Annotated in this window: 20 protein-coding genes; 8 read left to right on the forward strand and 12 right to left on the reverse strand. The window is 67.1% G+C overall.

The window, feature by feature from the left end; translation table 11 throughout:
* The 7 genes from QZH66_RS11120 to QZH66_RS11150 all read right to left on the reverse strand — a co-directional run.
* On the reverse strand, window positions 1-442 hold a 442-nt coding region (locus tag QZH66_RS11120; protein ID WP_305806007.1), incomplete at its 3' end, for a BatA domain-containing protein.
* Window positions 439-1,338 carry a DUF58 domain-containing protein gene (locus QZH66_RS11125; protein ID WP_305806008.1) on the reverse strand — a complete coding sequence of 300 codons (900 nt, stop codon included), beginning with the start codon at window positions 1,336-1,338 and terminating at the stop codon, window positions 439-441. The genes QZH66_RS11125 and QZH66_RS11120, both read right to left, overlap by 4 nt.
* Before the next feature lie 22 nt (window positions 1,339-1,360).
* Window positions 1,361-2,350, reverse strand: coding sequence for a MoxR family ATPase (locus tag QZH66_RS11130; RefSeq protein WP_305806009.1), 990 nt, complete (start codon window positions 2,348-2,350; stop codon window positions 1,361-1,363).
* A 41-nt stretch (window positions 2,351-2,391) separates the two neighbouring features.
* Entirely contained in the window at window positions 2,392-3,093 is a 702-nt protein-coding gene (locus QZH66_RS11135) for a DUF4159 domain-containing protein (protein ID WP_305806010.1), read from the reverse strand.
* 402 nt (window positions 3,094-3,495) lie between these two features.
* Window positions 3,496-4,830 carry a TldD/PmbA family protein gene (locus QZH66_RS11140; protein WP_305806011.1) on the reverse strand — a complete coding sequence of 445 codons (1,335 nt, stop codon included), beginning with the start codon at window positions 4,828-4,830 and terminating at the stop codon, window positions 3,496-3,498.
* A gap of 99 nt (window positions 4,831-4,929) precedes the next feature.
* On the reverse strand, window positions 4,930-6,564 hold the full coding sequence (locus QZH66_RS11145) for a TldD/PmbA family protein (RefSeq protein ID WP_305806012.1): 1,635 nt from the start codon (window positions 6,562-6,564) through the stop codon (window positions 4,930-4,932).
* A 243-nt stretch (window positions 6,565-6,807) separates the two neighbouring features.
* Window positions 6,808-8,436 carry a TldD/PmbA family protein gene (locus tag QZH66_RS11150; RefSeq protein WP_305806013.1) on the reverse strand — a complete coding sequence of 543 codons (1,629 nt, stop codon included), beginning with the start codon at window positions 8,434-8,436 and terminating at the stop codon, window positions 6,808-6,810.
* Window positions 8,437-8,662: 226 nt separating this feature from the next.
* On the opposite strand from QZH66_RS11150, the gene QZH66_RS11155 reads away from it, so the two are divergent.
* Together QZH66_RS11155 and QZH66_RS11160 are read left to right on the forward strand one after the other, a co-directional pair.
* The gene (locus tag QZH66_RS11155) at window positions 8,663-9,319 is read left to right on the forward strand and encodes a DUF938 domain-containing protein (RefSeq protein WP_305806014.1); all 657 of its coding nucleotides are present in this window, start codon (window positions 8,663-8,665) and stop codon (window positions 9,317-9,319) included.
* Between the two features lie 74 nt (window positions 9,320-9,393).
* A complete protein-coding gene (locus tag QZH66_RS11160) occupies window positions 9,394-11,253 on the forward strand; it encodes a peptidase M61 (RefSeq protein ID WP_305806015.1) in 1,860 nt (619 codons plus the stop codon).
* Between the two features lie 50 nt (window positions 11,254-11,303).
* On the opposite strand, the gene QZH66_RS11165 is transcribed toward QZH66_RS11160, so the two are convergent.
* The 3 genes from QZH66_RS11165 to QZH66_RS11175 all read right to left on the reverse strand — a co-directional run bounded on the left by QZH66_RS11165 (window position 11,304) and on the right by QZH66_RS11175 (window position 16,864).
* Window positions 11,304-12,593 carry a type II toxin-antitoxin system HipA family toxin gene (locus QZH66_RS11165; protein WP_305806016.1) on the reverse strand — a complete coding sequence of 430 codons (1,290 nt, stop codon included), beginning with the start codon at window positions 12,591-12,593 and terminating at the stop codon, window positions 11,304-11,306.
* Window positions 12,584-13,033, reverse strand: coding sequence for a helix-turn-helix transcriptional regulator (locus QZH66_RS11170; protein ID WP_305806017.1), 450 nt, complete (start codon window positions 13,031-13,033; stop codon window positions 12,584-12,586). The genes QZH66_RS11165 and QZH66_RS11170 overlap by 10 nt, the downstream gene beginning before the upstream one ends.
* Before the next feature lie 123 nt (window positions 13,034-13,156).
* Window positions 13,157-16,864 carry an indolepyruvate ferredoxin oxidoreductase family protein gene (locus tag QZH66_RS11175; protein WP_305806018.1) on the reverse strand — a complete coding sequence of 1,236 codons (3,708 nt, stop codon included), beginning with the start codon at window positions 16,862-16,864 and terminating at the stop codon, window positions 13,157-13,159.
* Between the two features lie 174 nt (window positions 16,865-17,038).
* Here QZH66_RS11175 and QZH66_RS11180 point away from each other — a divergent pair, with 174 nt between their 5' ends.
* Window positions 17,039-17,677 carry a tetratricopeptide repeat protein gene (locus QZH66_RS11180; protein ID WP_305806019.1) on the forward strand — a complete coding sequence of 213 codons (639 nt, stop codon included), beginning with the start codon at window positions 17,039-17,041 and terminating at the stop codon, window positions 17,675-17,677.
* A 142-nt stretch (window positions 17,678-17,819) separates the two neighbouring features.
* Window positions 17,820-18,734 carry an AEC family transporter gene (locus tag QZH66_RS11185; protein WP_305806037.1) on the forward strand — a complete coding sequence of 305 codons (915 nt, stop codon included), beginning with the start codon at window positions 17,820-17,822 and terminating at the stop codon, window positions 18,732-18,734.
* Between the two features lie 82 nt (window positions 18,735-18,816).
* Here the strand turns inward: QZH66_RS11185 and QZH66_RS11190 are convergent, their stop codons facing one another.
* Both QZH66_RS11190 and QZH66_RS11195 read right to left on the reverse strand, forming a co-directional pair.
* Window positions 18,817-19,302 (reverse strand): aspartyl protease family protein, encoded by a 486-nt coding sequence (locus QZH66_RS11190; protein ID WP_305806020.1) that lies wholly within the window; start codon window positions 19,300-19,302, stop codon window positions 18,817-18,819.
* A 108-nt stretch (window positions 19,303-19,410) separates the two neighbouring features.
* Window positions 19,411-20,892, reverse strand: a complete 1,482-nt coding sequence (locus QZH66_RS11195; protein ID WP_305806021.1) for an AAA family ATPase — start codon at window positions 20,890-20,892, stop codon at window positions 19,411-19,413.
* A gap of 130 nt (window positions 20,893-21,022) precedes the next feature.
* Here QZH66_RS11195 and QZH66_RS11200 point away from each other — a divergent pair, with 130 nt between their 5' ends.
* From QZH66_RS11200 to QZH66_RS11215, 4 genes are read left to right on the forward strand one after another with little or no spacing between them, the layout of a single operon-like run.
* Window positions 21,023-21,655: a ParA family protein gene (locus QZH66_RS11200; protein WP_305806022.1), complete on the forward strand. Its 633-nt coding sequence runs from the start codon at window positions 21,023-21,025 to the stop codon at window positions 21,653-21,655.
* Window positions 21,656-21,673: 18 nt separating this feature from the next.
* A complete protein-coding gene (locus tag QZH66_RS11205) occupies window positions 21,674-22,150 on the forward strand; it encodes a histidine phosphatase family protein (protein ID WP_305806023.1) in 477 nt (158 codons plus the stop codon).
* Between the two features lie 16 nt (window positions 22,151-22,166).
* Entirely contained in the window at window positions 22,167-22,727 is a 561-nt protein-coding gene (locus QZH66_RS11210) for a YceI family protein (RefSeq protein WP_305806024.1), read from the forward strand.
* Complete coding sequence (locus QZH66_RS11215; protein ID WP_305806025.1) at window positions 22,724-24,706, forward strand: phospholipase D family protein; 1,983 nt, start codon at window positions 22,724-22,726, stop codon at window positions 24,704-24,706. Before QZH66_RS11210 ends, QZH66_RS11215 begins: the two co-directional genes overlap by 4 nt.
* The last annotated feature ends 15 nt before the right edge of the window (window positions 24,707-24,721 follow it).

A 24,721-nucleotide genomic window follows, 5' to 3' on the forward strand; every position in this document is an offset into this window, starting at 1 on the left:
CGCCGGCCGGCAATTCCGCATCAAGCTGCCGCAGCAGGCTGCTGACCGGTTGCGGCGGACTCGGGACGGCGGCGCCGTCGAGCGCGGGAAAGCCGGGCGCCAGCCACAGCCACTGCGCCTGCGGGACATCGACCTGGGCCTGTGCCGTGGCCGCGTCCAGCCCCGGTACCACGGCCACCCGCGGCCGGGTGTCGGTGACTCCGGTCAAAGCCGGCCGCGCCAGCAGCACTGCCAGCAGTGCCAGCAGCACCAGCCGCAGCAGCAACAGCGGCCATTCGTCGAAGCGCACCCGGCGCCGTGGACGGACCCTGGCCTGCACCCAGCGCAGCGCGGCGAAATCCAGCAGCCGGTATTCGCCGCGACGGGCCAGATGGATCAGCAGCGGCAGCAGCAGCGCGGCCAGCGCGGCAAATCCGGCCGGAGCCAGCCACAACAGGTTCATCGGCCACCGCCGCGCCGGCCGAACAGCCGCTGCAACGGCGCATCGACCGGTTCGTCGAGATAGGCGCTGTCATGGCGGATGCCGGCCGCCTGCAGCCGCGCGTCCAGCTCACGCCGGGCCTGGGCAAAGCGCGCCAGGTAGCCGGCGCGCGCGGCCACGCCGTCGCTGGGCAGCTCCTGCCCGGTTTCCGGATCGCGGAAACGCTGGCCGTCGTGGAACGGAAAATCGCGTTCCTCCACCGTCAGCAACTGCACATGCACCACGTCGCGGCGGGCCGCGGCCAGGCGCTCGGCCAGCGCGATGCAGTTGTTGTCAAAACCATCACTGATGATCACCGCCAGGTCGCGCGGGCCGATGCGTTCCCACACCGGTGCCAGCTGCGGCGCTGGCGGCCACCGACCCTGCGCGGCGAGGGCTCGCAGTTGCAGCAGCACGCGGTCACGCTGGCGCGCGCCGTGGCCGGCCGGCACCAGTTTCAATCCGGCATCGTTGATGGCGATCAGGCCGAAGCCGTCGCCCTGCTGCAGGGCCAGCTCGGCCACGCAGGCGGCCAGCGCCTTGGCGGCATCCAGCCGCGACCAATGCGGGCGCGCGCGATCGCGCTGCTGCATCGAGGCGCTGGCATCAAGCAGCAGCCATACGCTGATCGGGCTTTCGCGCTCGGACTCGCGCACGAAGAAACGGTCTGCGCGGGCATACAGTTTCCAGTCGATCTGGCGCAGGTCGTCGCCCGGCTCGTAGGCGCGGTACTGGGCGAACTCCAGCCCGGCGCCACGGCTGCGGCTGGCATGCTGGCCAATACCGTGGCTGCCGCTGGCGCGCTGCGGCAGCAGCTGCAGGCCGCGCAGGCGATGGCGCACCTCGTCCGGAATCAAGGGAGTGAAAGCGGCAGTCATAAGGGTGGACGGCGGCCGCCACTCAGGCCGGGAACGGCACTGCGCGCAGCAGCATCGCGATCACGTCATCGGTGGACTTCTGTTCGGCCTCGGCGGCGAATGACAGCAGCAGGCGATGGCGCATCACCGGCGCGGCGAGCGCGGCCACGTCCTGGCGGGTGGCGGCAAAGCGGCCCTGCAGGATTGCCCGCGCCTTGGCGGCCAGCACCAATGATTGCCCGGCGCGCGGGCCGGCACCCCATTTGATCCAGGTGTTCACTTCCGCCAGCGCGCCGTCGCCCGGCCGGCTGGCGCGCACCAGCCGGGTGATCCAGGTCAGCAGGTCGGCGCTGACGTGCACCTCGCGCACCGCCGCCTGCAGCGCCAGCACCGCCCCGGCATCCATCACCTGCGGCACCACGCCGGCATGGCTGCCGGTGGTCTGGGCAAGGATGTCGCGCTCCTCGGTTTCGCTGGGGTAGTCCACCCGCACGTGCAGCAAAAAACGGTCCAGCTGCGCTTCGGGCAACGGGTAGGTACCGGCCTGCTCGATCGGGTTCTGCGTGGCCAGCACGAAGAACGGCGCCGGCAGCTGCCAGGTGGTGCCGGCATAGCTGACGGTGCGTTCCTGCATCGCCTCCAGCAGCGCGGCCTGGGTCTTGGGCGGGGTGCGGTTGAGCTCGTCGGCCAGCAGCAGGTTGGTGAACACCGGTCCTTTCTGGAAGCGGAAGCTGCGGTGGCCGGTGCCGTGGTCTTCCTCCAGCAGCTCGGTGCCGAGGATGTCGCTGGGCATCAGGTCGGGGGTGAACTGCACGCGGCGGAACTGCAGCTCCAGTGCCTGCCCCAGCGAGCGCACCAGCAGCGTCTTGCCGAGCCCGGGGGCGCCTTCGAGCAGGCAATGGCCGCCGGCCAACAGGCCGATCAGCAGCTGCTCGACCACCTCGCCCTGGCCGACCACCGCCTGCGCCAGCGCGCTGCGCAGCTGGTCCAGGCGGGGCAGCAGGGTGTCGAGCGGAGTGTCGGGCGAAGTCATGGCAGGTCCTGCGGAAAGTAGGGGGGGCGGTGCGGGGGAGATCAGCTGGTCAAGGCGTACATCACGATGTTGACGCCGAACCGGGTGTTGTCTTCGGCCAGGAAACGCTTGTTGCGCCAGTCGTAGTCCCACTCGCAGCCGTAGTCCTTGTTGCTGTAGAGCACGCCGAGGCGGCCATCGATCTCGATCCCCTTGAGGTAGTCGTGCACCAGGTCATCGCCCCAGCCGTTGAGCTCGAAGCCGGTGGCCGGTGGGCCGTCGGGGAATTTGAAGAAGCTGTTGTAGAGGGCGTGGTTGTTGGGCAGTTTCTTCAGTGCGGTGGCGCCGAAGATGCTGCGCATCTGTGCTTCGAACGAGGTCGCGAACAGGCCATCGACATCGTGGTTGCAGTCATCGACGAACACAAAGCCGCCGTTGCGCACGTAGCGTTCGAAGTTGCGGCGCTCATCCGGGTTGAACTCGACCAGCTTGTGCCCGGCCAGGTAGCAGAAGGGCGCGGCCAGCATCTTCGGATCGGACAGCGCCAGCACATGCTCCTTCGGATCGACCCGCAGCGTGGTGTAGTCGATCAGCGCGGTGATCAGGTTGGAGGGCATGCGCGCATCCACGTCCCAGTCACCGGAGTCGTACTTGAGCCGGGTGAACCAGAAGTCGTAGCGGCTGGCCTGCGCGCGCGCCAGCGACGGCAACGCCAGGCTGGCCGCACCACCGAGCATCAACCGCAGGAACTGCGCGCGGTTCATGGGCCGCACAGCCCCCTCATCCGCCCTGCGGGCACCTTCTGCCGTGGGCGGGAGAGCGAACGCGGGTCGAGGCTGACGTTTTTTCCACTCGCCGGAAACGGCTGCGTGACGCCAGCCAGGTCCGCGGGTATCAGATGAGCGGACTGCAGGTGGTTCATGGGAAATAAAACGCCCTCATCCGCCCTGCGGGCACCTTCTCCCGCGGGCGGGAGAAGGACAGCGGCGGCAAATCCCTTCTCCCGGCAACGGACGCAAGCGGCGACCCAACCCTTCTTCCGGCAACGGACGCAAGCGGCAACCTGCCTCTTTTCCCGGCAAGGGGAGGGCGCGGGGGCGCACCCCTTCGCCCATTGATGGGAGACGGTGCCCCGCAGGGGCGGATGAGGGCGGCTTCGCGTTGGCTCACACCGCGTCCGACAACGAGGTGAAGGTGAAGTCGCGCAGCTTCATCGGCGGGATCATCATCACCAGGCTGGATTCGTCGCCGGCCACACGTACCGGCTTGCCCAGCTCTTCGATGTTGTTGAGCATGATCACCGGCGATTCGTTGAAGCGGAAATTCTTCACCGGATATTTGATCTGGCCATTCTCGATGTAGAACGTGCCATCGCGGGTCAGCCCGGTCAGCAGCACGGTCTGCGGATCGACCATGCGGATGTACCAGGTGCGGGTGACCAGGATGCCCTTCTGGGTGCCACGCACCAGCTCGGCGGTGGACTTGTCGCCACCGGCCATCAGCAGGTTGCCCGGCCGCGCGTTGGCGGTCTTGCCCTGCTTCTGCGCCCAGTAGCGCGAGTAGTTGAGGTTGGCGATCTTGCCCTTGTCGATGATCGCGATCTTCTCGCGCGGCATGCCCTCGCCGTCCCACGGCAGCACCGCCGCATCCGGATGCCAGGGATCGGCCAGCATGGTCACGCGCGGGTCGTAGACCTGCTCGCCGAGCTTGTTGCCGCCGCCCTTCCTGGACAGGAAGCTGCGGCCTTCATCGGCCGAGCGCGCGTCGAAGAAATTCATCATGAAGCTGATCAGCCCGGCAGCCGCGGCCGGCTCCAGGATCACCGTGTACTTGCCTGGCTCCAGTGCCTTGGCCTCGGCCGATTCGATCGCCTTGCGCTTGGCGATCTCGATGTCCTGGTCGGCGCGGAAATCGGCCGCGTCCTTGAGGCTGCGCCCGACCCAGCCCGAGCCCCGGCCGTCTTCGGTGCGCACCGTGCAGGTGTAGTTGAAGTCGGTCGACTTCTGGTAGCCGAAGTTGCCATTGCTGTTGGCGGTGGCGATGAAGCGCTTGCCATCATCGAGGAAGCCGGCCGCGATCAGTCCCTTGCCGCGGCACGGGGTGATCGAATCGGCGGCCACCTGGGCGCGGAACTCGGGATCGATCGCCGCGGTGGATTCGCTGAAGGTCGGGCTGGCGGTGTACTGCTGCTTGCCGATGGCCGGCATGAACTCCGGGTTCTCCGGCGCCAGCCGGGCCAGGTCTTCGGCGCGGCGCACCACGCGCGCCAGCGAGGCATCGTCGAACTCGTTGATCGAGGCGGTGCCCACGCGCTTGCCGAAGGCCACCTGCACGGCCAGTTCGGCGTTGCTGACGATGCCGCTGGTGGAGACGTTGTTCAGCGCGAAACGGATGTTGCCATCGACCGAGCCGGTCAGCGTGGCGGTGCACTCATCGGCCTTGGACAGGGCGATGACCTTGTCCAGGATCGCCTTGGCTTCCTGTTCGGTGAAGATGCTCATTGAGGTGTTCTCCTGGTAGAGCGGAGCGTGCTCCGCTGCTCTTGTATTGGTTGGCAGACATGATCCGGTGCAGCCGGGCCGCGCCCGGCGCTAGCGGTATCAACCAAGGCTGCGGGCGGTATTGATGACGTTGATGCCGTTGAAGCGCGCGGTGGACGAGCCGTGCGAGACCGCCGACACCTGGCCCGGCTGACCCTTGCCGTCGAAGAACGAGCCACCCAGGCGGTAATCGCGCTCATCGGCCACGGCCGTGCACGCGTTCCAGAATTCCGGGGTGCGGATCTGGTAGGCCACGTCTTCGAGCATGCGGGTGATCTTGCCGTCCTTGATCTCGTAGAACAGCTGGCCGCCGAACTGCGCGTTGTAGCGCTGCTGGTCGATCGAGAACGAGCCGTCGCCGATGATGTAGATGCCGTTTTCCACGTCCTTGACCAGCTCGGCCACGCTCAGCGGGGTCTTGCCCGGCGCCAGCGACACGTTGGCCATGCGCTGGAACTGCACCGACGACCACGAGTCGGCATAGCAGCAGCCGTCCGACTCGGTCTTGCCGAGGATGTGCGCCTGGTCGCGGATGGTCTGGAAGTCCACCAGCTTGCCGTCGCGGATCAGGTCCCACTGTTTGGTCTTGACGCCTTCATCGTCGTAGCCGACCGCACCGAGCGAACCGGGCTGGGTCTTGTCGGCGATGATGGTGACCTTGTCGCTGCCGTACTGGAAGCGCTGCTCGCGTTTGTCCAGCGTGGCGAAGCTGGTGCCGGCGTAGTTGGCCTCGTAGCCGAGCACGCGGTCCAGCTCCAGCGGATGGCCGACCGCTTCGTGGATGGTCAGCCAGGTGTGCGACGGGTCCAGCACCAGGTCGTACTTGCCCGGTTTGACCGACGGCGCCTTGAGCTTTTCCTGCGCCTGCCTGGCCGCGGCGATCGCATCTTCGCGCATGTCGTAGGACTGGCCGTAGACCACCACGCCATTGGGCAGCACGGTCTTGCCGGAGGCATCGCCGTCCAGGTATTCAAAGCCCAGCCCCATCGGCGAGGACAGCCCGCCGCGGGTGCGGAACTTGCCGCTGCTCTTGTCGATCGCGGTGACCGTCATCGGTGCCCAGATGCGGTGCACGTCCTGGTCGATGTAGGAGCCGTCGGTGGAGGCGAAGTACTTCTGCTCGTTGACCAGGAACAGCATCGAATTGACGAAGCTGGCGCCGGCATTGAGCGCGGCGGCGTTGACGTCCAGCAGCAGCCCGGCCTTGTCCTTGAGCGGAACCTCCATCGCATTTTTCCTGATCGGGGTCTTCCACGACACCTGGCCATGGCCGGGCGCCTTGGCCAGCTGCACCGGTGCGGTCTGCACCTTGGCGTTGGCGCGGGCGATGGCGGCGGCCTGCTGCGCGGCCTTGACCACGCCGGCCGGGCTCAGGTCGTTGGTGGCGGCAAAGCCCCAGGCGCCATTGACGATCACGCGGATGCCGGTGCCGGTGGATTCGGTGTTCACCACGTTCTGCACCTTGTCCTCGCGGGTGATCACGAACTGGCGCAGGTAACGGCCGATGCGCACATCGCAGTAGGTGGCTCCGGCGGCGCGGGCGGCGGTCATCGCGTCGTCGGCCAGGCGCTTCTTCAGGGCCGGGTCGAGCACACTGAGCAGCTGCTCGGCGGCAATCGCCTTGCCGAAGATCGACGGCAGCATCAGGCCGCCCGCGGTAAGCCCGGTCAGGGCGAGGAAGTCACGTCTTTGCAAGGCAGCTCTCCACATGGCGACGCCCGCGCGGCGGGCAAAACGGCAGGAAACGGCAACGATTCCGCGCTGGTCCGCGAACCGTTCGATTCTTGCCGTGGCATCGATACAGCGTCAAATGACTTTTGGCATACACACGCCGATGCAGCAAAAAAAGGCGTAGGAATTACGTGAGTCGCGTGGCTCGAAAAAACCATCGCGACTTGCGTGCTGCGTCGCTCCTGCAGATCAGTCGGCCAGGGCGCGTCAGCCCAGGCTGCGCGCGGTGTTGATGATGTTGATGCCGTTGAAGCGGGTGGTGGCCGAACCGTGCGAAACCGCCGACACCTGCGAGGGCTGGCCCTTGCCATCGAAGAACGAGCCACCCAGGCGGAAGTCGCGTTCGTCGCAGATCGCCGCGCAGGCGTTCCAGAACTCCGGGGTGCGGATCTGGTAGGCGGCGTCTTCGACCATGCCGGTGATCTGGCCGTTCTTGATCTGGTAGTGCAGCTGGCCGCCGAACTGCGCGTTGTAACGTTGCTGGTCGATCGAGTACGAACCGCGGCCGTGGATGTAGATGCCGTTCTCCACGTCCTTGACCATCTGCGCCGGCGTCAGTGGGGTCTTGCCCGGCGCCAGCGACACGTTGGCCATGCGCTGGAACTGCACCGACGACCACGAGTCGGCATAGCTGCAGCCATGCGAGGCGTTCTCGCCGAGCAGGTGCACCTCGTCGCGGGTGGCCATGTAGTTGACCAGGGTGCCGTCCTTGACCAGGTCCCAGCGCCGCGTCTTCACTCCTTCATCGTCGTAGCCGACCGCGCCCAGCGAGCCGGGGCGGGTCTTGTCGGCGAAGAAATTGACGATGTCGCTGCCCCAGCGGTAGCCGGCGTCGCGCTTGTCCAGCGTGGCGAAACTGGTGCCGGCGTAGTTGGCTTCGTAACCGAGTACGCGGTCCAGCTCCAGCGGATGGCCGACGTTCTCGTGGATGGTCAGGAACAGGTTGGACGGGTCCAGCACCAGGTCGTACTTGCCAGGCTTGACCGCCGGCGCGGTGAGCTTCTCGCGCGCGTGCTTCGCCGCGGCGATCGCATCTTCCACCGCGTCGTAGGAGTCGCCGTAAGCGATGACGCCGCCGGGCAGGGCGATCTTGCCGGCCGGATCGGCGTCGAGGAATTCCCAGCCCAGCCCCATCGGCGAGGACAGCCCGGCGCGGGTGCGGAATTTGCCGCTGCTCTTGTCGATCGCGGTGGCGGTGAACGGCAGCCAGATGCGGTGCACGTCCTGGTCGATGTACGAGCCGTCGGACGAGGCGAAGTACTTCTGCTCGTTGACCAGGAACAGGGTGGAGTTGATGAAGTCGGCGCCGGCATTGAGCGCGGCGGCATTGACCGACAGCAACAGGTCGACCTTGTCCTTGAGCGGCACCGCCATCGCGTTTTTCCTGATCGGGGTGGTCCAGCGGACCTCACCGACACCGGTGACCGGCGCCAGCTGCACCGGCCGGGTCTGGATCCGGGCATTGGCGCGGGCAATGGCCACCGCGTTGCCCACCGCGTCGGTCACGCCCTGCACGGTGGACTGGTGGGTGGCGGCAAAGCCCCAGGCGCCATTGACGATCACGCGCACGCCGATGCCGGCCGATTCGCTGTTGGTGACGTTCTGCACCCGATCCTCGCGGGTGATTACCGCCTGGTTGAGATAGCGGCCGATGCGCACGTCGCAATAACTGGCGCCGGCGTTGCGGGCCGCGGTCAGCGCGGTATCGGCCAGCGCCTTCTTGCGGGTCAGGTCGGCGGGTACCAGCAGGTCTTCGGCGGCAATCAGGCGCGAATGCGGGAGCATCAGTCCGGCCAGGCCGAGGCCGGAAAGTGTCAGGAATTGGCGTCGTTGCATGCGCGGCAGGGCTCCAGGGTCGGCGCTGGCAGGCAGCCCGCGCGACCATAAAAAAGATGAAGCCCGAATCTGCTGGCCCGCGCAAAATGCGTCAAGTGACCATGGTCATGGCCGCTGCCGCGGATGCGCAGGCGCAGCTGCGGCACACTGCGGTATGTGCCGGCCGCTGCGGCCGGTGGCGATCCCTCTCCTGATCTTGTTATGCAACCGGAAAACCCACGCCGCCATGAGTTCAAGACCCTATAGCGAATCGTGCGAGCGCAATCGCGAACCGATCCTGGCCGTGCTGCGTCGCCATTTCGCCCATGCCCGCCAGGTGCTGGAGATCGGCAGCGGCACCGGCCAGCACGCGGTGCACTTTGCCGCGGCGATGCCGTGGCTGCGCTGGCAGAGCAGCGATCATCGCGACCATCTGCCGGGCATCAGCCAATGGCTGGAGGCGACCGGGTTGGCGAATACGCCGCCGCCCATCGAACTGCAGGCGGTGACATCGCCCGTACCCGGACTGGCACCGCCGCCGGTGTTGCCGCAAAACGCCAGCGGGTCCGGCTTCGATGCGGTGTTCAGCGCCAATACGCTGCACATCATGGGCTGGGACCAGGTGCAGGCGCTGTTCGCCGGACTGTCGCCGCTGCTGGCCACTGCGGCGACGCTGGTCATCTATGGCCCCTTCAACTACGGCGGCGACTTCAGCAGTGACAGCAACCGCACCTTCGATGCGTGGCTGAAGGGGCGGGATCCGCGCTCGGGCATCCGTGACTTCGAAGCCGTCGATGCGCTGGCGCGGGCGCAGGGCTGGACGTTGCGCGAGGATGTGGCGATGCCGGCCAACAACCGCTGTCTGGTGTGGACCCGACAGCTGGGCATGGGCGCCACGGGATAGGATGCGGGCAGTTCACGGACAAGGGGGGGGCGCGGATGCAGCGGTGCAACTGGCTGTTGGCAGGGGTGTTGGCCATGGCGCCCTTGGGCGCAGCGCTGGCGCAGGACGCCGCCGCGCGGCCGGGCGCCGTGCAGGTACAGGCGAGCTATCCGGGGGTGATCGAGCTGGAAGTGGATGCCAGCGACAGCGAGCGGCGCATCCAGCGCGTGCGCCAGCGCATTCCGGTAGCGCCCGGCGCGCTGACGCTGTGGTACCCGCAATGGATTCCCGGCAACCACGCCCCGACCGGGCCGATCAACCAGATGGCCGGGCTGGTGATCCGCGGCAACGGCCGGGCGCTGCCGTGGACGCGCGATTCCGGTGACATGTACGCCTTCCAGCTGCAGGTGCCCGAAGGTGTGGGCGAGCTGGAGGTCGAATTCCAGTACCTGTCGCCGACTGCCGCCGACCAGGGCCGGGTGGCGATGACGCCCAATCTGCTGGACCTGCAATGGCACCGGGTGGTGCTGTATCCGGCCGGCGTGGATGCACGCGGCATCCAGGTCAAAGCCTCGCTGCGGCTGCCGGCAGGTTGGCACAGCGGCACGGCTTTGGATGTGGCCCAGCGCAGTGGCAGTACCGAGCACTACGCGCCGGTGTCGCTGATGACGCTGATCGACTCGCCGGTGTTCGCCGGCCGGTATTTCAAGCGGTTCGCGCTGGACGACAAGGCCCGGCAGCCGGTGTGGCTGGATGTGGTGGCCGAGAACCCGCAGGCGCTGCAGGCCGATGCCAAGGTGCTGGCCGCGCATCGCGCGCTGGTGGCCGAGGCCGATGCGCTGTTCGGCGCGCGGCCGTATCCGCACTACACCTTCCTGCTGGCGGTGTCGGACGTGTTCAGCGGCATCGGCCTGGAGCATGCGCAGTCCAGCGAGAACGGCATGCATGACGGCTACCTGCGTGGCGAACGGCCGTTCGTCGACAACGACCTGCTGCCGCACGAATACGCGCACGCGTGGGTGGGCAAGGCCTGGCGGCCGCGTCCGACCTGGGTGCCGCACTACAACGCGCCGATGCACAACGACGAGCTGTGGATGTACGAAGGCCAGACCCAGTACTGGGCGGTGGTGCTGGCCGCGCGCTCGGGCCTGTGGCAGCCGGACTACGCGATGGCGATGCTGGCCCAGCTGCAGGCCACCTATGCCACCCAGCCGGGGCGGCAGTGGCGTGACCTGCATGACACCGTGCATCAGGGCATCCTCGATTTCAATGCCAAGCCGCAGGCCTGGGCCGACTGGCAGCGCGCCTTCGAGTTCTACAACGAGAGCACACTGCTGTGGCTGGGCGTGGATGCGCGGCTGCGCAGCCTGTCGCGCGGCAAGGTCTCGCTGGATACGTTCGCGCGGCGCTTCCACCAGGGCGGCACTCAGGGCGAGATCCGCCTGTACGACCGCGGTGATGTGATGCAGGCGCTGGAAGCGCTGCAGCCCGGTGGCTGGGACGCCTTCATCGGCACGCGTTTGGATGCACGCGATGGCAGCGCCCCGGAAGGATTGGCCGCCGCCGGCTGGGAACTGTATTTCAGCGACGCGCCGAATCCGGTGATCGCCGATGGCGAAGCCGATGGGGTGACCGATCTGCAGTATTCGCTGGGTCTGAAGACCGGCAACGACGGCGGGGTGCAGTGGGTGGGCTGGGACAGCCCGGCGTTCAAGGCCGGGCTGGCCAAGGACGTGACGCTGGTGGCGGTCAATGGCCTGGCCTACAGCGGCGCGCGGCTGAAGCAGGCGGTGACCGATGCCAAGGCCGGTACGCCGCTCGAGCTGATCGTGCGCCAGGCCGACAGCTTCCGCAGCGTGCGCATCGACTACCGCGACGGTCTGCGCTACCCGCACCTGCGCCGGATCGATGGCGCACCGGATCTGCTGACCAAGATCCTCGCGCCGCGGCGTTGAGCCGCGCTCTTGGAAAGGAAGGGCGCGCAGTGGCGCGCGGGGTCATTGATTCAAGACGCCGGGGTAGTTTGCAGTTTTCTTATGCAGCGTTCGCAGGAAAAACGTATTTCCTGGACAAGAAGATCAAGCACCGGGTGCTCGATGCCCTCACTCAACAACTGTTGCTGCGCCTGTTGTGCGGTATCTGGCAGCATCAGACACATTACAGACAATATCTGTAGCGCCAGCGCAGGATTCAGTTGCATGGAAGTTGCGGTCTCCTGCCAATCCTCAGGACGGATATCCCACCAGCGGTAGTGGCTGCCGATCTTCATCGCCATCTTGATCTTGCGCTTCTGCAGATGCGGGTAGGGAAGTGCGCTTGAGATATCGTAAAGCGGTGCGAGTCGCACGTTGCCACCGGCGCCGAACAGCAGCGAGTAGTTCTTGGCGTGCGCATCGGTGCCGCCGATCAGGTAGTTGAATGCCAGGGCTTGGAACAGAGTCTCCACGTCGGTACGCGGCTGCGAAGAGTGATCCCAAAGTATCTTGGCCAGATCGGCAGGTCCGGGCCCGCCCTGGCTCTGATACTTGATCTGCGGCATTACTCCCAAGGCCTGGCAGAAGTCCTCCTGATGCACGCGCACCAGATTTCCGTTCGTGCGGGCGCGGTCGTAGCGGCTGACGCAGATGGCGGTTTCCCCGCCGATGTCGATCTTCTCGACAGTGGCGGCCGGCAAGCCCAGCGCCTGTGCCAGCCGCAGACAGAACATCTCGTTCTCGACGAAGCCGTCGTAGTCACCGCCCGGCGGTTTCAGGATATGCGTGGTGGGTACACGACCGGCGGGAATGGCCCAGCTGCCGTCGTCCTGCCTCAGCAGCGCGATCTTGGATTGGGCGCCCGCCAGACTGAACTGCCCGACGTCGTCCACATTGCGTGCCATGCCGTTGTCCTGGCGAAGGCGTCGCAGCCGGTCTGCCAGCTCGGCGTCGTCCAAAGGTTCGATCTGATCATCACGACCTGACAACACGTCCTCAAGACGTTCGTCGCTGACGAACTGCACCGCGCCGGCGCAGTCCTCACCGACATGAGAGAGCAACGCAACGGGATTGCGGGGGGAAACATGGAAGCGCGTGCCCCAGCGTTGCAGCAGGCTCTCGTTGTCGGGAAGCAGGCCCCACAGGACAGCAGAGACCGCCTGCGGAGGGAAATCCGCCTGGGTCAGTGGCAGGCTCAGCGAGACGGCATAGGCGCCAGCGGTATTGAGCCAGGTATCGGCATAGCGGAGCCGCGGATTCCCGTTGCCGTCGGCTTCCAGCCGCCCGGCGATGCGACCGGACAACAGGAGCGTCAGCGCCACGATTGCTTCCCCTTTCGGCGGCTGCCCGGCTTGGCCCGGGATTCTGGCGGCAGCAGCGCATCGAGCTTTCTTTGCTGTTCCTCGAATGCGGAGAGGGCGGAAGAAGGCTTGAGCAATGCATCGAACCCCGAGCCGAATGCGTTACCTGAGGGGAACCGGCTGTGCTCGATGATGCGATCAACGTCCGGAAGGTCCAACGGCTGGTCGCTGGCAGCTGGCGGGGAGACGTCACGGGCGGAGGCGTCCAGCTCGATGCCGAGGACATTGAGCGCCCTCAACACTAGTTGCAGCTCGGCCCTGGGTTTGCCCTTCTCGATTTCGATGATCCATTGCCGGCTGACGCCGGCCTCATGGGCCAGGCGTGCCTGATCCCAGCCCAGCGCCTTGCGGCGCTGCAGGATCACGTTGCCCAGGTCGGCAGGAGTCTTGAGGGCGGCCATATGGCGCAATGTAAGCGAATGCTTACATTTGTGCAAATGTAAGCATCCGTTTACATTTGGCGGGCCCGGGTCTATTGATGTATGCGCTCGCTGACATTGGTAAAATGTCAGCGAACGCCTGCATCAAGTCGCCTGCACGATATGCAGCGCCTTCGGATTACGCCATGTCGCCAGCAAGGTCGCCTCGCGGGCCTTGGCTTCGTGCAGGTGCGCTTCCTTGACATGACCGTAGCCGCGGATGTGCTCGGGACTGCTGGCGATGTCCACCGCCAATGACAGCCGGCCGGCGTCGAGCGTGCCCAGCAGTTCCTGCAGGGTCTGCTCGTAATCGGCGATCAACTGGCGTTCGCCGCGGCGTTCGGCGGTGTAGCCGAAGACGTCGAAGCGGCCACCGCGCAGGCCCTTGAGTCGGGCCAGCAGGCCGAACGCCTTGAACATCCACGGCCCGTATTCCTTCTTCTGCAGGCGGCCCTGCGCGTCGCGCTTGGCCAGCAGCGGCGGCGCCAGGTGGAAGCGGATCTGGTAGTCGCCTTCGAACTGCCGTTCCACCTGCCTGCGGAAATCGCCGCTGGTGTACAGCCGCGCGACTTCGTACTCGTCCTTGTAGGCCATCAGCTTGAAGAAGTAGCGGGCCACCGCTTCGGTCAGCGCGGTGCTGCCTGGCGCCAGGCGCTGCTCGGCCTGCCGCACCGCATCCACCAGGCGGCGGTAGCGGCCGGCATAGGCGGCGTCCTGGTAGTCGGTGAGGAAGCTGCTGCGACGGGCGATCAGCTCGTCCAGCGAACGCGACAGGTGGGCATCATCCAGCGCCGCGAACGCGGTCGCGGCCGGCTGCGGATCGCTGGACGGCAGGCCACGCACTTCCGGCTCGTTGCCCGGATTGCGCGGCGCCGCGGTGGCGCCCCATTCGTTGCCTTCCCAGTCGCCCGGCGGCAGTTTGTGCAGCGCGCCCGGCGTGCGTTCGGCGGGGGTATGGGTGTTGTGCACCAGCCCGGCGGCCTGCTGCACCGCCTGCGGATCGACCGCGGCCAGGCGGCCCCAGGCGAAGGCCTGCTGGTTCATCTCGATCGCTGCGCCGTTGAGCTCGACCGCCCGCATCAGCGCTTCGAACGAGACCGGCACCAGCCCCTGCTGCCAGGCGAAGCCGAGGATGAACAGGTTGGCGGCGATCGCGTCGCCCAGCAGCGCGGTCGCCAGCTGGGTGGCGTCGAGCAGGATCGGATCGCGTCCGCCCAGCGCCACGCGCACCCCGGCGATGATGTCGGCGGCCGGGAACTGCATGTCCGGGCGCGTGGTGAAGGTGCCCGGCATTGCTTCGTAGGTGTTGAGCACCACCTGCGAGCGCTCGGCGCGCACCTTGGACAGCGCCCAGTAGTCGTTGACCACGACCATGTCGCAGCCCAGCACCAGATCGGCTTCACCCGCGGCAATGCGCACCGCGTGGATGTCTTCGGGCGTACGCGCGATGCGGATATGGGTGGTGACCGCGCCACCCTTCTGCGCCAGGCCGGTCTGGTCGAGCACGCTGGCCCCCTTGCCCTCGAGGTGCCCGGCCATGCCCAGCAATGCGCCGATGGTGACCACGCCGGTACCGCCGACGCCGGTGATCAGGATGTTCCACGGCTGTTCCAGCGTGCTGCGGAAGTTCGGCGCCGGCAGGTTGTCGAGCAGGCCGCTGGCACCGCTCCGGCTGCCCTTGCGCGGCTTGCCGCCGTGCACGGTGACAAAGCTGGGGCAGAAGCCGGTGGTGCAGGAGAAATCCTTGTTGCAGTTGGACTGGTCGATCTGGCGCTTGCGCCCGAACTCGGTTTCCTTCGGCAGCACCGACACGCAGAAGCTCTTCTGCCCGCAGTCGCCACAGCCCTCGCACACCAGCGAGTTGACCATCACCCGCTTGGGCGGATCGACCAGCTTGCCGCGCTTGCGGCGGCGGCGCTTTTCGGTGGCGCAGGTCTGTTCGTAGATCAGGATGCTGGTGCCCTTCACCTCGCGCAGCCGCTTCTGCACCGCATCGAGTTCGGCCCGGTCATGGAACTCCACACCCGGCGGGAAGTCCTCGCGGCGGTTCCACCTGGACAGGTCCTCGCTGACCAGCACGATCGTGGCCACGCCCTCGGCGCGCATCTGGTGGGCGATCTGCGGCACGCTCAGGGTGCCGTCCACCGGCTGCCCGCCGGTCATCGCCACCGCGTCGTTGTAGAGGATCTTGTAGGTGATGTTGACGCCGGCAGCGATCGCCTGGCGGACCGCCAGCGAACCGCTGTGGAAATAGGTGCCGTCGCCGAGGTTCTGGAACACGTGCCCGGTGTCGGTGAAGCTCGCCTGCCCGGCCCAGGTGACGCCTTCGCCGCCCATGTGGGTGAAGGTGTCGGTGCTGCGGTCCATCCAGGTCACCATGTAATGGCAACCGATCCCGGCCAGGGCGCGCGAGCCCTCCGGCACCTGGGTGGAGGTGTTGTGCGGGCAGCCCGAGCAGTAGTGCGGCACGCGCGGGAACTGCGCGCGCGGCAGGGCCATCTCGGCCTCCTTCTCGTCCATCCAGCGCAGCCGCTGCTCGATCGATTCGGTGTTGAAGAAACGCTGGATGCGGCGGCCGATCACGCCGGCGATGGTGGCCGGGGTCAGCTCGCCGGTCGAGGGCAGGATCCATTCGCCGGCCTCGTCGTACTTGCCGACGATCGACGGGCGCGGACCGGCACTGGCCGGCCAGTTGTAGAACTGCTCCTTCATCTGCCGCTCGATGAAGGCCTTCTTCTCCTCCACCACGACGATGTCTTCCAGCCCCTGCGCGAAGCGGGCGATGCCGACCGGCTCCAGCGGCCAGGTCATGCCGACCTTGTACACGCGGATGCCGATATCGGCGCAGGCACGCGCGTCCAGACCGAGGTATTCCAGCGCCTGCAGCACGTCCAGGTAGCTCTTGCCGGTGGTGACGATGCCCAGCCGCGCGTGCGGCGAGTCCATCACCACGCGGTCGATCTGGTTGGCCCGGGCAAACGCCTGCGCGGCCTTGACCGCATAGCGGTGCAGGCGCATTTCCTGCTCCATCGGCGGGTCCGGCCAGCGGATGTTGAGGCCGCCGTGCGGCATCTCGAAATCCTCCGGCAGGAGGATCTGCCGCGCGAACGGATTGACGTCCACCGAGGCGGAGGATTCCACCGTCTCGGCGATGGTCTTGAAGCCGGTCCAGCGCCCGGTGTAGCGGCTCATCGCCCAGCCGAGCAGGCCCATGTCGAGGATGTCCTGCACCCCGGCCGGATTGAGCACCGGCATCATCGCGCTGACGAACTCGTCCTCGCTGCCGTGCGGCAGGGTCGAGCTGCGGCAGGCGTGGTCGTCGGCGGCCAGCGCCAGCACGCCCCCGTGCTGCGAGGTGCCGGCGGCATTGGCGTGCTTGAACACGTCGCCGCAGCGGTCCACGCCCGGGCCCTTGCCGTACCACATGCCGAACACGCCATCGACCTTGGCGCCGGGGAACAGGTTGGTCTGCTGCGTACCCCAGACCATGGTCGCGCCGAGGTCCTCGTTGAGCCCGGGCACGAACTTCACCTTGGCCGCTTCCAGGTGCTTGCGCGCGCGCCACAATTCCAGGTCGAAACCGCCCAGCGGACTGCCGCGGTAGCCACTGATGAAGCCGCCGGTGTTCAGCCCGGCCGCGCTGTCGCGCAGCTGCTGCATCAGTGGCAGCCGCACCAGCGCCTGCACCCCGCTCAGATAGATGCGGCCGTCGGTGCGGGTGTATTTGTGTTCCAGCGTGTAGTCGTGGTCGCGTACGCCGATCGACGGGGTATTGGCGGACGAGGGGGAAGTGAGTTCGGCGGTGCTGGTCATGGCGGGCCCGGAAAGAATCGGCTGGCGGCCGCGCGGCGCAGGCGGGGCGGACGCGGGAAGAGGGCGCGGATTGTAGCAGTGGGGCTTTTTGCCGCCGCCCGGGGTCGCCGCGCGTACGTTGTCGGGTTACGATCCATGAAGGGTTGCTGAAGCACGACAGGGGAAGGGACGTAGATGGAAGTGTTCAGAATCACGCTGCCGGCACTGGTGCTGCTGGCCGGTCTGGCGATCACCGATGCGCAGGCGCAAACCCTGCCGAAGATCGACGAATTCTATTTCGACAATGACAGCGCCGCGCAGCCGCTGCTGGCTGTACCCGGCGATGCCGCCGATGCGGTCGAGCAGCTGATGAAACTGCGTGAACGCGGGCGCAAGGCGGTGGAAGCGACCACCCAGCTGGCCAGCCTGGCGATTGCCCAGGGGCGCGTGGACCTGGGGAAAAGCCTGTACCAGGAGGCGCTGGCCGCCACCCAGGTGTCGGCGGTGCAAGGCCGCGCGGTGCGCTGGAACCACGCCTGGGATCTGTACCGGTTGGGGGAAACCGAAGCGGCGCTGGGCGAATGGATGAGCCTGCAGGCCGCCAGCCGCGGCAATCCCGGCTGGGTGCCGCCAACCTACGCGCTGGTGCTGTGGACCCTGGGACGCCGCGACGAAGCGGTGCGCTGGTATGCCGCGGCGGTGCGCACCGAACCGCAGCAGTGGAGCGATCCGGACAACTATCTGCAGCTGCTGCCGCATTGGCGTGAGCAGGACCGCGCCACGCTGGCCGAAGTGCACCGGGCCTGGAGCGGCAGTCCGCCCGTCTGGCCCTGAGTGCGCGGGAAGCGTGGCTGCCGGTGCCGGCCGGTCGCGGCGCTTTGAAACCGCTCATGTTGCGGCGCGCAATGGTGCTGCGGCGGTGGTCTGACCTTTCCGTCGACGCCGCTGCCTTTCCGACGACGGAGTGGTCGTGACCATGGCATTGGATGCCTTTGCGCTGATCCTGGCCATGCTGGCGCTGGGCATGGGCTTCGCGCGGCTGCGTGCGCTGCCGGACAACAGCGCCGATGTGCTCAACCGGATCGTGCTGTACGTCTGCCTGCCGGCGGCCGTGCTGCTGTATGTGCCGCGCCTGCAGCTGGATCTGTCGCTGATCGGCATCATCGCCACGCCGTGGCTGCTGATGCTGGCGACACTGGCGCTGGTCGCGCTGTGCACCCGCCTGTTCGGATTCAGTCGCGAAGTGCACGCGGTGCTGCTGCTGTGCGTGGCGCTGTGCAATTCCAGCTTCATCGGCTACCCGATGGTGCGCGCGCTGCTGGGCGATCACGCGCTGCCGTATGCGGTGGTGTACGACCAGTTCGGCACCTTCGTGCTGCTGTCCACGTTCGGGCTGTATGTGCTGGCGCGCTACAGCGGCGATGTGCCCCCAAGCGGGCGCCAGATCGCGCTGCGCATCGTGCGCTTCCCGCCGCTGTGGGCGCTGGTGTTCGCCCTGGTGCTGATGCCGGCGCAGCCGCCGGCATGGATCGCGGGCGGGCTCCAGAGCCTGGCCGATGCGATGCTGCCGCTGGTGATGCTGGCGGTGGGGCTGTCGATCCAGCTGCGCCTGCCGCGGGCCGAGCTGCTGCCGCTGGGCGTGGGGCTGCTGCTCAAGCTGCTGGTGATACCGGCGCTGGCGTTGCCGCTGTCGTGGGCGTTTGGCCTGCATGGCGAACGGCTGCAGGCCAACGTGCTGGAATCGGCGATGCCGACCATGATCACCGCCGCGGCGCTGGCGATCTCGCACCGGCTGGCGCCGCGACTGGCCGCCGCCCTGGTCGGCTACGGCATCCTGCTGTCGCTGGCCACCTTGCCGGCGTGGCTGTGGTTGCTGCAGCAACTGCACTGAGGGGGCGGTAACGCCAGCGGTCCCCCCCGCAATCAAGCCGGCCCGCGCAACCGGTTCGACTGGAATGAAGTGCCAGGTGGGGTCACTGCGTAGCCGTAATCGTGCGGTCGGAGTATTTGATGGTGGCACCGTGTGCATCGAGCCAGTCGACGCCGACAACGCCAACGACCGGGTGCGCCTGCGACGAGAGGGCCTTGACGACGTGACCCAGATCCATAATGCGGAACGTGAAATCTTCCGATTCCGTGCCGGCAAATTTGAAGTGATTGCCCGGGGATGACTGGATAGCGATTCCGGCATCGCTGGCACTTGTTGCCGCGGAGCTTCCCTTGTCCGGGACACGCAGATTGAGCGCTGCAACTGAGGACCGATCAATCACGGTGGCTCCGGCGCCTGTATCGATGACGAGAAATACAGCATGTCCGTTGATTTCCGCCGGTGCCACGATGTGCCCGGTGTTCGTGGTCTGGAATTGCTGAGACGCGCGCGCGCCTTGTTCAAGGTTCGGGTGGACGGTTGAGCAGGAGGAAATTCCGATAACGAGCAGCAGCAGAAAAAATGGGCGCATAAGAATCCTGCAGAAAAGACAAGGGAGGCGGTATGACACCCGGCGGCGTGCGAAGTTCAGGCGCGCGGCGGCATGGCAGCCGCAACCGGCATGCGAGGCGTGCTGCAATCAGTCGGCCGGTACCGTGCGCTCACGGGCCCAGTCGCGCAGCGCGCCGACCTGTTCGGCCATCACCACCGACAGCGGACGGGTGGCGCGGATTTCCTCCATCAGCATGCCGGTGTCCAGCGGCTGCCTGGCGGCATGGGCCGCGTACAGGCCCGAGACCACCGCCTGCTCGATCTCGGCGCCGGAGAAGCCGTCACTGGCGGCGGCCAGCGCCGGCAGCGCGAAGTCGTCGGGCTGCAGCTGGCGCTTGCCCAGATGCAGTCGCAGCAGTTCGACCCGGCTGTCGGGCGAGGGCAGGTCGACGAAGAAGATCTCGTCGAAGCGGCCCTTGCGCAGCAGTTCGGCCGGCAGTTCGTGCACCTGGTTGGCGGTGGCGACGATGAACACCGCGCTCTTGCGCTCGGCCATCCAGGTCAGCAGGTAGCCCAGCACCCGCCGCGATACGCCGCCGTCCTCGCCGCCACTGGCCAGGCCTTTTTCAATCTCGTCGATCCACAGCACGCACGGCGCCAGCTGCTCGGCCGAGGCCAGCGCGTCGCGCAGGTTCTTCTCGGTTTCGCCGTGGTACTTGTTGTAGAGCATGCCGAAGTCCAGCCGCAGCAGCGGCACGCCGAAGCCGGCGGCGGTGGCCTTGGCCAGCATCGATTTGCCGCAGCCCTGCACGCCCAGCAGCAACATGCCCCGGGGCGGGTCCAACCCCGGCGGGGCGGTGCCAGCGACAAACACCGCGCGGCGTTGCCCGATCCAGCGCTTGAGCCGCGCGGCTCCAACCACATCGGCGAGGCGCGCGCTGTCGTAGTCGTAATGCAGATGGCCGCTGCGGTTGAGCAGTTCGAACTTCAGCCTGGCCAGCTGCGGCAGATCGTTGGCGCCCAGCGCGCCGTCATCGTAGATCAGCTGGCGGGCGATGCGGCGGGCATCGGTCAGGCTCAGCCCCTGCAGGTTGCGCAGGATCTGCTGCACCGCCTCGTGGTCCACCTCCACCCGCCGGCCACCGTTCTCGCCGGCATAGGCGGTGGCCTCTTCGCGCAGCATCTTCAGCAGTGCATTGGCATCGGGCAGGCGCGGATTGAAACGGGTCGCCAGCGCTTCCAGCTCGGCCGGCAATTCCACCCTGGCGCCAACCAGCACCAGCACGTGCGGCTCGCTGTGGCGGCGCTGCAGGATGTCGCGCAACAGCCGCTGGTGGCTGGCGTAGCCCAGGTAGGGGTGGAAATCCAGCAGCAGGTAGATGCCGCGCTGGTCGGCCTGCTGGATCATCCGCAATGCCGCGCTGGCATCGGGCGGGCCGACGGCATCGTCCTCGCGATCCAGGTCGATGCGGCGCAGGCCCTCGGTGATCGTCCAGCGGTACAGCGCGCGCCAGACATGCATCAGCGCCTGCCGGAACAGGTCGACCACCCGGCCCTCGTCCCCGGTTTCGATCACGATCAAGGGCGTGTTGGCGCGGATCAGCGCGGTCAGGTCCTGCAGTTCGCTCATGGTGGTTCCGTTGCCGAGGGGCGTCACGATAGCAAACCCGTCGCCGCATCCGGCAGCCGTCACGCGATGACTACCGTTGCCGGCTTGGCGCGGTGTACGCTGCAACCAGTCCCGCGGAAACGAGGCGTGCATGAAGACGATTCTGGTGGCCGGCTCCAAAGGCGGCGTCGGCAAAACCACCATCGCCACCCATCTGGCAGCCGTTTCGGCGCTGGACGGTAACGCCACGGTACTGGCCGATGCCGACCCGCAGGGCTCGAGCACGCGCTGGGCGCAGCGGCGTTCGGTACTGGACAGCGCGGTGCTGCCGATCAATGTGTATCGCAAAAAGTCCTGGGAAAAACAGCTCCCCGCCGGCACCGGGCAGGTCATCATCGATGCCCCGGCCGGTGCCTATGCCGATGATCTGGCGCATTTTCTCGACGTCGCCGATGCGGTGCTGGTGCCGGTGCTGCCCTCGGCGCTGGATATCGAGGCCATCGTCGGTTTCCTCAACAGTCTGGCCAAGGTCCCGCGGGTGCATTCGCGCCAGCTGCCGGTCGGGCTGGTGCTCAACCGCACCAAGGCCTGGACCCAGACCTCGCAACAAGCCCGGCAGATGCTGTCGCAGTGGCCCTATGAGGTGGTGACGCAATTGCGCGACAGCCAGGGCTACGTGGTGATGGTCGGCATGGGCCGCAGTCTGTTCGATTACCACTCGGCCCAGGTGCGCGAGCACCAGAAGGACTGGGACCCGTTGTTCAAATGGCTGAAGAAAGCCTGACAGGAGTGCCAAGCGACCATGCGTGAACTGATCCTGCTGCGCCATGCCCATGCCGAACCCACCGATACCGGCCAGGCCGATATCGACCGGCCCCTCTCTGCGCACGGACTGGCCGAGGCCGAAGCCGCCGGACGCTGGCTGCTGGAACAACGCCTGGTGCCCGACCGGGTGTTGTGCTCGCCGGCCCGGCGCGCCCGCGAAACCCTGGAAGCGGTGCTGGAGCTGACCGGCTATGTCGAACAGCGGCTGGAGGAGCGGATCTACGACGCCACCGCCGGCACGCTGGCGGCGCTGGCCGACGACCACCGCGATGTCGAACGGCTGCTGCTGGTAGGCCACAACCCGGCAATGGAGCAGCTGCTGGCGCTGATGCACAGCGGCCAGTCGGGTGACTACCGCGGCATGCCGACCGCCGCGATCGCCGTGCTGGCCATGCCGATGACCGCGGCGATAGAACCCGGAGTGGCCCGCCTGACCGCGTTCTGGTGGCCGTAAGCGGATGCTGTGCGCGGTGCGGCGGGGGCTGCTGCTGACGTTGCTGCTGGTCATCGCGCCGGCCGGAGCGTCGCAGCAACTGGCGTTCGATACCGCCCATTCCCGCTTCGGGTTCGAGATCCGGACCCGCTTCGGGCAGAAGATCGAAGGCGTGTTCCCGCGCTTCGAAGGGCATATCACGGTGTTGCCCGACGGCCGCCACCAGGTGCGGCTGCGCATGTTCAGCCAGTATGTGGAGATCCCCGACCGGCCGCGTTACACCGGCTGGATGCGCGGTGAGGAATTTTTCGACGCCGAGCGTTACCCGGTGGTGGAATTCGACTCGCTGCCCTACATGCCGGGCGTGGTGGAAAACGGCGGCGATGTGCAGGGCACCTTGACCCTGCGCGGCATCAGCCATCGTGAAACCCTGCGGGTGATGCCGCCGGAATGTGCCCGCCCCGGCTATGATTGCGACGTGACCAGCCGCGGTACCGTCCTGCGCGGACGCTACGGGATGGACAGTTGGCAGATAGCATTGAGTGACCGAGTGACGTTTGTACTGCGCACGCGCCTGACCGCGGCGCCTATTCCGTGAATCCATGGCTGCGCCTGCTGGTGCTGGCAACGCTGTTGCTGGGCGGCGGCTGCGCCTCGCTGTCCAATATCCAGCGGGAGCAGGCCAGCCGCATCGCCATGCAGGGGCGCGACACCGCGGTCGATTGCCAGCAGCCGGACCGCTGCGCACTGGATTCGCCGCTGCGGGCGCTGGGCGGGCGCGCGTTTGCCGAATCCAGCGCGCAGACGCCGCAGCACTATGCGACCATTCTTGACGAAGGCGAACTGTCGCTGGTGGCGCGCTTGAACCTGATCCGCAGCGCCAGCCGCAGCATCGACCTGCAGACCTACATCTTCGATACCGACGACAGTGCGCGGCTGGTGATCGACGAACTGCTGGCCGCGGCCCGGCGCGGGGTCAAGGTGCGGGTGCTGATCGACCAGCTGTCGGCGATTTCCAATCTGGAAATCCTCGCCGCACTGGCCGGGGCCCACCAGAACTTCGCATTGCGGATCTACAACCCCACGTTCGGCAAGGCCAAGCTCAACTATTTCGATTACGCCGGCAGCGTGCTGTGCTGCTTCCGCCGCTTCAACCAGCGCATGCACAACAAACTGCTGGTCATCGATGACGCGCTTGGCGTGGTCGGTGGCCGCAACTACCAGGACGACTATTACGACTGGGACCCCGAGTACAACTTCCGTGACCGCGACGTGGTGATTGCCGGGCCGGAAGTGCGCGAAATGGCAGCCAACTTCGATGCCTTCTGGGACGCCAGGCGCAGCGTACCGGCCGAGCGCCTCAACGATGTCGGTCGCGCCCTGCTGCGGCAGGGCGTACCGGCGCTGCCGGCGGCGGACTTCCGTCACCCGGAGCGGATCGAACGGGTCAGCGCCGAAGCGGACGATGCCGATTTCATCAGCCGCGCCTTTGTGCGGACCGCGCTGCCGGTGCGTTCGGTCAACTACGTGGCCGACCTGCCGCGCAAGCACCGGCGCCACCGCGGCGACACCGCCACCGATGCCCGCGGTACCGATCCACGGCTTGATGGCCTGATTGCCGGCGCGCAGCAGGAGGTGCTGTTGCAGACCCCGTATCTGGTGCTGTCCAAGCCGGCGCAGAAGCTGTTCCGGGGGTTGCGCGCGCGGCCCGCGCCGCCGCGGGTGGTGGTGTCGACCAACAGCCTGGCCGCCACCGACAATCCGATCGTGTATGCGCTGTCCTACAAGTACAAACGCCGCAACCTGCGTGAGCTGGGGTTCAACATCTACGAGTACAAGCCGTTTCCGCAGGATGCTCCGGTGGATTACCGCAGCCTGTTGCCGGCGCCGCTGGGCGAGGAGCCGTTCTCCGGCGGCAGCCGCAACCGCCTGATCGGCGGCAGTGCCGCCGGCAGCAATGCGCATGGAAGCGGCAGCCGCCGCGCGGACAGGCGCAGTGGCGGTACCGGCAGCGCGGTGGCGCACGATGTGCTGCGTACCGAGACCCGGCCCTCGTTCCTGGGTACCCGCGCGGTCAACCGGCCCTTGCCGGTCACCCGTGCCGGCGCGCGCATGGGCCTGCATGCCAAGTCGCTGGTGGTGGACCGCCGCATCGGGGTGATCGGCACCCACAACTTCGACCCGCGCAGCGAGAACTACAACACCGAGGGCGCGGTGATCATCGACGATCCGGCCTTCGCCCAGGCGCTGGCGCAGAGCATCCTGCGTGATGCCGGCCCGGACAATTCGTGGGTGGTGGCGCCGCGGCACAAGCCGCCGCTGCTGTCCGGGCTGAACTACAGCGTCGGCAAGGCCTCCGAATCTTTGCCGATCCTGGATCTGTGGCCGTGGCGTTATGCCACCGACTACGTCTTCCAGCCCGGCCAGGACTGCCCGCTGCCGCTGCCGCGGCAGGACCCGGATTTCCACAAGTGCTACATCGCGGTAGGGGATTTCCCCGAAGTCAACGTCGGCCCGAAATGGCTGCTGGTGCGGATGCTGACCGCCTTCGGGGCCGGCCTGGTGCCGATCCTGTAGCGCGGCGGCACTGCA

The sequence above is a fragment of the Stenotrophomonas sp. YIM B06876 genome (assembly GCF_030711595.1).
GTDB lineage: Bacteria > Pseudomonadota > Gammaproteobacteria > Xanthomonadales > Xanthomonadaceae > Stenotrophomonas.

What these genes read in the sequence shown, in the direction of transcription:
- QZH66_RS11125 (WP_305806008.1), bottom strand. Translation starts at nt 1,338, where the DNA reads ATGACTGCCGCTTTCACTCCCTTGATTCCGGACGAGGTGCGCCATCGC.
- QZH66_RS11130 (WP_305806009.1), bottom strand. Translation starts at nt 2,350, where the DNA reads ATGACTTCGCCCGACACTCCGCTCGACACCCTGCTGCCCCGCCTGGAC.
- QZH66_RS11135 (WP_305806010.1), bottom strand. Translation starts at nt 3,093, where the DNA reads ATGAACCGCGCGCAGTTCCTGCGGTTGATGCTCGGTGGTGCGGCCAGC.
- QZH66_RS11140 (WP_305806011.1), bottom strand. Translation starts at nt 4,830, where the DNA reads ATGAGCATCTTCACCGAACAGGAAGCCAAGGCGATCCTGGACAAGGTC.
- QZH66_RS11150 (WP_305806013.1), bottom strand. Translation starts at nt 8,436, where the DNA reads ATGCAACGACGCCAATTCCTGACACTTTCCGGCCTCGGCCTGGCCGGA.
- QZH66_RS11155 (WP_305806014.1), top strand. Translation starts at nt 8,663, where the DNA reads ATGAGTTCAAGACCCTATAGCGAATCGTGCGAGCGCAATCGCGAACCG.
- QZH66_RS11160 (WP_305806015.1), top strand. Translation starts at nt 9,394, where the DNA reads ATGGCGCCCTTGGGCGCAGCGCTGGCGCAGGACGCCGCCGCGCGGCCG.
- QZH66_RS11170 (WP_305806017.1), bottom strand. Translation starts at nt 13,033, where the DNA reads ATGGCCGCCCTCAAGACTCCTGCCGACCTGGGCAACGTGATCCTGCAG.
- QZH66_RS11175 (WP_305806018.1), bottom strand. Translation starts at nt 16,864, where the DNA reads ATGACCAGCACCGCCGAACTCACTTCCCCCTCGTCCGCCAATACCCCG.
- QZH66_RS11180 (WP_305806019.1), top strand. Translation starts at nt 17,039, where the DNA reads ATGGAAGTGTTCAGAATCACGCTGCCGGCACTGGTGCTGCTGGCCGGT.
- QZH66_RS11185 (WP_305806037.1), top strand. Translation starts at nt 17,820, where the DNA reads ATGGCATTGGATGCCTTTGCGCTGATCCTGGCCATGCTGGCGCTGGGC.
- QZH66_RS11190 (WP_305806020.1), bottom strand. Translation starts at nt 19,302, where the DNA reads ATGCGCCCATTTTTTCTGCTGCTGCTCGTTATCGGAATTTCCTCCTGC.
- QZH66_RS11195 (WP_305806021.1), bottom strand. Translation starts at nt 20,892, where the DNA reads ATGAGCGAACTGCAGGACCTGACCGCGCTGATCCGCGCCAACACGCCC.
- QZH66_RS11200 (WP_305806022.1), top strand. Translation starts at nt 21,023, where the DNA reads ATGAAGACGATTCTGGTGGCCGGCTCCAAAGGCGGCGTCGGCAAAACC.
- QZH66_RS11205 (WP_305806023.1), top strand. Translation starts at nt 21,674, where the DNA reads ATGCGTGAACTGATCCTGCTGCGCCATGCCCATGCCGAACCCACCGAT.